This window comes from Oribacterium sp. HCP28S3_H8 (assembly GCF_052064775.1).
Taxonomy (GTDB): Bacteria; Bacillota; Clostridia; order Lachnospirales; family Lachnospiraceae; genus Oribacterium.
Genome location: NZ_JBQHUZ010000013.1, coordinates 21627 through 28096 on the forward strand (window position 1 = coordinate 21627; position 6470 = coordinate 28096).

Annotated in this window: 5 protein-coding genes and 1 tRNA gene; all 6 read left to right on the forward strand. The window is 46.9% G+C overall.

What is annotated here, in order from left to right:
* The first annotated feature begins 10 nt into the window (after nt 1-10).
* The 6 genes from ACTNEN_RS12340 (at nt 11) to ACTNEN_RS12365 (ending at nt 6273) form a co-directional block, all read left to right on the forward strand.
* Nucleotides 11-1606, forward strand: coding sequence for a peptide chain release factor 3 (locus tag ACTNEN_RS12340; protein ID WP_441206817.1), 1596 nt, complete (start codon nt 11-13; stop codon nt 1604-1606).
* 36 nt (nt 1607-1642) lie between these two features.
* Nucleotides 1643-3037 carry a Sapep family Mn(2+)-dependent dipeptidase gene (locus tag ACTNEN_RS12345; RefSeq protein ID WP_441206818.1) on the forward strand — a complete coding sequence of 465 codons (1395 nt, stop codon included), beginning with the start codon at nt 1643-1645 and terminating at the stop codon, nt 3035-3037.
* Between the two features lie 152 nt (nt 3038-3189).
* Nucleotides 3190-4194, forward strand: coding sequence for a methionine ABC transporter ATP-binding protein (locus tag ACTNEN_RS12350; protein ID WP_441206819.1), 1005 nt, complete (start codon nt 3190-3192; stop codon nt 4192-4194).
* A complete protein-coding gene (locus ACTNEN_RS12355) occupies nt 4195-4860 on the forward strand; it encodes a methionine ABC transporter permease (RefSeq protein WP_441206820.1) in 666 nt (221 codons plus the stop codon).
* Nucleotides 4861-4923: 63 nt separating this feature from the next.
* Nucleotides 4924-5883, forward strand: coding sequence for a MetQ/NlpA family ABC transporter substrate-binding protein (locus ACTNEN_RS12360; protein WP_441206821.1), 960 nt, complete (start codon nt 4924-4926; stop codon nt 5881-5883).
* Nucleotides 5884-6199: 316 nt separating this feature from the next.
* Nucleotides 6200-6273, forward strand: a tRNA-Asp gene (locus ACTNEN_RS12365).
* Nucleotides 6274-6470: the final 197 nt, after the last annotated feature.

Here is a 6470-nt window from a genome sequence, read left to right on the forward strand (position 1 = left end):
AGAGGTATATATGGCAGACAGCATTAGAGCAGAAATTGAGAAACGCCGTACGTTTGCAATTATTTCCCACCCGGATGCAGGTAAAACGACATTAACAGAGAAGTTTCTTCTGTATGGAGGCGCAATCAATCTTGCCGGAACCGTTAAGGGCAGAAAGGCGACGAAGCATGCAGTTTCCGACTGGATGGAGATCGAGAAGGAGAGAGGTATTTCCGTAACATCGTCTGTGCTGCAATTTAATTATGAAGGAAAGTGCATCAACATTTTGGATACCCCGGGACACCAGGATTTCTCGGAGGATACATACCGGACGCTGATGGCTGCGGACTCAGCAGTTATGGTTATCGATGGCGCCAAGGGCGTGGAGCCTCAAACTATCAAGTTGTTTAAAGTATGTGTCATGCGCCATATCCCGATTTTTACCTTTATCAATAAGTTTGACCGCGAGGCGAAGGATCCGTTTGAGCTTCTGGATGACATTGAGGATGTGCTCAATATCCGTACCTGCCCGATTAACTGGCCGATCGGCTGCGGACATAATTTTAAAGGAGTATTTGATCGCAAAAGCAAGACAGTTGAGCTTTTTAAGGCAGCCCAGGGTGGAGCCAGGGAGGTGGAAACGCATGACTACGCGTTGGATGATCCCGAGCTTACCACGATCCTTGGCAAGGATTACTATGATAAGCTGGAGGAGGATGTCGAGCTTCTGGACGGTGCTTCGGATGATTTTGATCAGGAGAGAGTCAACCGGGGAGATCTGACTCCGGTTTTCTTTGGATCGGCGCTTACAAACTTTGGCGTACAGACCTTCCTGGAGCATTTTCTTGCCATGACACTACCGCCGCTTCCGCGTACCTCTGATCAGGGAGTGATTGATCCGGTAACAGAGCCGTTTTCTGCCTTTGTATTTAAGATTCAGGCAAATATGGATCCTCGCCATAGGGATCGAGTGGCATTTATGAGGATCTGCTCCGGTGAGTTTGATGCCGGCATGGAGGTGAACCATATCCAGGGAGGCAGGAAGGTCAAGCTGTCGCAGCCTACGCAAATGATGGCAGATGAACGTAAAATCGTAGACAAGGCTTATGCGGGTGATATTATCGGTGTATTTGATCCGGGGATTTTTTCCATAGGCGACACCCTGGAGCTCGGCAGTAAAAAATTCCGCTTCGAGGGTATCCCGACGTTTGCTCCAGAGCATTTTGCAAGAGTACGGCAGATTGACACCATGAAGCGGAAGCAGTTCCTAAAGGGCGTCTCTCAGATTGCGCAGGAAGGTGCGATCCAGATCTTCCAGGAGTATAACACCGGTATGGAAGAAATTATTGTTGGCGTTGTAGGCGTATTACAGTTTGAAGTTCTGACGTATCGTCTTAAAAACGAATATAATGTTGACGTACGTCTTGATATGCTGCCATATGAGCATATCCGCTGGATTGAAAACTGGCAGGAATATGATATTGAGCATATCGAAGGTACCTCGGATATGAAGATGGTTAAGGATCTTAAGGACCGTCCGTTACTTCTATTTGCACACGAGTGGTCGGTAGGCATGGTACTCGATCGGAATAAGGGATTAAAGCTTTCCGAATTTAGTAAAAACTGATAATATAGTACAGTAAATCCATAAGGAGGGCTGAAGATGAATAAACACGTTAACGACTGGATTGACGCTCACAAGCAGGATTTGATTGAGGATATTAAGGAGCTTTGCTCGGTCAATTCTGTAAAGGGTGCATATGAGCAGGGCAAGCCCTTTGGCGACGGCCCGTTTGATGCTTTGAATCTCGCACTTTCCATGTGTGATAAATATGGTTTCCAGATTCACAATTATGAAAATTATGTCGGCACGGCAGACCTGGATCCGACGCTTCCCAGGAGCCTTGACATTCTGGCCCATACAGATGTGGTTCCGGCAGGCGAGGGCTGGACGGTTACAGAGCCGTTTCATGTAATTGAAAAGGATGGACGGCTTTACGGGCGTGGAACCTCGGACGATAAGGGACCGCTTCTTTGCGCACTTTATGCTATGAGAGCATTAAAGGAGACAAACACAAAGCTCAGTAAGGGAGTGCGCCTTATTATGGGTGCGGATGAGGAGTGCGGATCTTCGGATATTGCAAAGTACTACGCGGCTGAGCCGGAGGCTGAAATGACGTTTTCTCCGGATGCGGAGTTCCCGTTAATCAATATTGAGAAGGGTCAGTTCCGCGGAACCTTGTCTAAAAGCTTTGCAGAAGACAAGACAACGCCGAGGATCCTTTCTCTGGAGGCTGGCATTGCGTTGAATGCTGTCCCGCAGAAGGCTGTCATTAAGTTTGAGGGACTGGATATGAACCTCGCAGAGGAGCCGTGCAATGAAGTGGAGCGTACATTAGGCGTGAAATGCATTCAGAGCGGTATTGATGAAATTACTGTGATCGGCGAGTCAGCGCATGCCTCTACGCCGGAGACCGGTAAGAATGCAGGCCTTGCAGCTCTGATCCTTATCTCCAAGCTTCCACTTCATGAGTCGGAGGAACTGAAGCAGCTGAAGCAGGTGCTTAGACTGTTCCCATATGGCGTTACAGATGGTTCCGGACTTGGTATACAGATGGAGGATGAGGAGTCTCATGCGTTAACTTGTACACTGGATCTTTTCCATGTGGATCCGGGCTATATAGAATTCCAGTTCGATGCGAGAACTCCGGTGATGGCAGACAAATTAAACTGTGAGGATGTTGCCTCCAGGTCCGTGCAGGAGGCTGGATTTGACTGGACTACACCTGGCATGATTCCGCCGCATAAGGTGCCGGCTGACTCGGCATTTGTCAAGACGCTGCTTGCTTCCTATGAGGCTGTGACCGGCTTAAAGGGTGAGACGATCGCTATTGGTGGAGGCACCTATGTGCATGATCTCAAAAACGGTGTTGCATTTGGAGCGGTAATGCCCGGACGGGATACGCATATGCATGGCGCGGATGAATTTTTTGACATTGATAACATTATCACAGCGACCAAGGTGTATGCAGAAGCTATTTATAATCTCTGCAAATAACTACCATATTTTGCCGTTATAGTTTTAAACTATAACGAAGTATCAGTTTTTCATAAGGCCGGGCTTCTTGACTTATAGAAGCTCCGGCCTTAAACTTTAGGCTATTAAATTTGGTGCTGTGGAATTGATCAAACCAAATGGAGGTGTATAAATTGGGAGGAGATCCGATCATCCGGCTCGCCGGACTGGGAAAGACATTTAAAACATCATCCGGGGACGTAATTGCTTTGGACGATATAGATCTTGATATCGCAGAGGGAAGTATTCAGGGAATCATAGGTTTGTCCGGAGCGGGCAAATCCACCCTTGTACGATGCATTAACTATCTGGAGGTACCGACCAGCGGCAAGGTTTTATTTGAAGGCAAAAGCCTTGGCGATATGACTGCAGCTGAAATACGAGATACGAGAAAAAAGATGGGTATGATCTTCCAGCAGTTTAATCTGCTGAATCAGCGGAATTTACTCAGAAATGTAACATTCCCACTGGAGATCTCCGGATGGAATCGTAAAAAGGCTGAGGAGAGAGCGCTGGAGCTTTTAAAGCTTGTAGGATTAGGAGATAGGACCAGAAATTATCCTTCACAGCTGTCCGGTGGTCAGAAACAACGAGTCGCCATAGCAAGGGCGCTTGCTACGAACCCGAAGGTGCTGCTTTGCGATGAGGCTACCTCTGCACTGGATCCCAAAACGACCAAGCAGATATTGGACCTGCTGAAGCAGATCAATGATGAGATGGGGGTGACGGTTATTGTCATCACACATCAGATGTCTGTTATTGAGGCGATCTGTGATCAGGTTGCGATTATAGATCATTCGCATATTGCGGAGAGCGGTCCGGTTGCCGAGGTATTTTCCAACCCTAAAACGGATATCGGCAGGAGACTGATCCTTGGAGATGGTACGGGAGATGTGCATTTCGGCAAGAACCGGAAGCTTAGGATTGTATTTGACGGCAGAAATGCGCATGAACCGATTATCTCGGATATGATCCTTACATGCAAGGCACCGGTAAATATCTTGTTTGCCAATACAAAGCAAGTCGGTGAGGAAGCAGTTGGTCAGATGGTTGTGGAGCTGCCGGAAAGCCAGGAAGAGGCGGAAAGAATTACACATTATCTCAGTGCAAAGCATATTACGTTTGAGGAGGTGAGATAAATGGTAATAAATGCGGATACAATTGCAATGTACTTGACCGAGACATGGGCAACTATTTACATGACTTTGATTTCCAGCGCGGTTTCCTATCTGATCGGCATTCCTCTGGGAGTGATTCTGGTAGTTACAGATAAGGATGGCATTGCACCCTGCTCCCCTGTGCATGCAGTACTGGGGACCCTTATCAATATTTTCCGCTCGATCCCGTTTTTGATTCTGCTTGTAATGGTGCTTCCGATTACGAAGTTCCTGGTACATACAACCCTGGGACCGGTTGCGATTATCCCGCCACTGATTTTTGCTTCCGCGCCGTATATCGGCCGTATGGTGGAGAGCTCCTTAAAAGAGGTCGATGCAGGTGTGATTGAAGCGGCAAAATCCATGGGAGCAACCAACTGGCAGATTATCTGGAAGGTTCTGCTTCCGGAGGCAAAGCCGAGCCTGCTCGTTGGAGCGGCGATCTGTATCACCACAATTCTTTCTTACTCGGCGATGGCTGGATTTGTCGGCGGCGGCGGACTCGGAGCCATTGCATTGAACTACGGATATTATCGATATAAAACAGACATTATGCTGATTGCGGTAACCGTATTGGTTATACTGGTGCAGCTGATCCAGGAGTTTTGGATGCTTCTTGCAAGACGCACAGACAAACGTGCCAGATAAGGTGTTATAAACGCTCAGGCGCTTATATAGATACAAAAGACAATTCGTCAGGAGGGACTAATTATGAAAAAGAATTTTGCAGCGGTTCTTGCGGCAATTCTTGCAGCAGGAGCACTTGCAGCGTGCGGATCCTCATCTGCACCTAATGCAACTACACAGGCAGCAACGACAGGTGCTCAGGAGACCACGGCAGCAGAGAGTTCAGCAGCGGCTAAAGAGACTACAGCAGCAGAGAGCACAGCAGCAGCTTCTGAAACGAAAACGGCTGGAAGCAGCATTGAGCCTCTTAAGGAGCCGGTGAATATCAAAATCGGCGCATCTCCATCGCCGCACGCTGAAATTCTGGAAGCAGCTAAGGAGCAGCTTGCTGCAGCCGGTGTAAACATTGATATCGTTGAATATAATGACTATGTACAGCCGAACCTTGCTGTGGATCAGGGGGAGATTGACGCGAACTATTTCCAGCATCAGCCATATCTTGATGATTTCAACAAGGAAAACAATACACATGTGACTTCTGTAGGTGCCATCCATTATGAGCCGTTTGGAATCTATGCAGGTAAGTCCAAGGATTTAAGCAATATTGCAGATGGCGCGCAGATTGCAGTACCTAACGACACAACCAATGAGGCAAGAGCACTGTTACTGCTGGAAGCTAATGGTATTATCAAGCTGAAGGATGGAGCAGGCCTTACTGCAACCAAACAGGATATCGTTGAGAATCCGCATAAGGTAGATATCCTGGAGGTAGAGGCTGCGCAGATTCCAAGATCTGTTGATTCCGTTGATTTTGCATGTATGAATGGAAACTATGCGATTGAAGCAGGATTTAAGCCGTCTGATGCAATTGCGCAGGAGTCTAAGGACTCTGAGGCCGCTAAGACCTATGCTAATATTATAGCAGTTGCAGATTCCAATAAGGATGCAGAGTGGGCTAAGAAGCTGGTAGAAGTGCTTAAGTCTGATGAGGTCAAGCAGTTTATCAATGATACCTATGATGGTGGTGTTGTTCCGGTTGACTGATTTGCCGGCATCAAAAGCAATCATAATGAATAATTAAAAAAAGGCAATGAAGGTACGCCCTGGTTTAGAAGCTTGCTGCCAGAGGCGTACCTTTTGTCTGTTGACTTAAATATAGTTTTCTGAATTATATGAAATGTTGAGAGCTTCTGATCGGACGTGATGACCGATTTAAACGGTTGATCCAAAGCACTCAAAAGAGCACCATAAAAAGGCTCAAAAAAGGCACTCAAAAAAATCGAAAAAAGATAAATTGCCTGTTGACACATTTTGTTTCGGGTGATAAAGTATACAACGTTCGCGAGAAACAAAAGCGATTGGCCCGATGGCTCAGATGGTTAGAGCGCCGCCCTGTCACGGCGGAGGTCGACGGTTCGATCCCGTCTCGGGTCGCTGGATTTACAAAATCCTTTTAATGCTTGACAGATAGAAAACAGACTGATAAAATATATGAGCTGTTTCTAAGAGACAAGCGAATAGAACCTTGAAAATCAAAGATCGAATAATACACAGACCCTGAAGATTCTAAAGAGGATTTTCAGAAAGAGTTTAAGAAACTCAAAGCGAATTTATTCGCAGTAAATAACGTG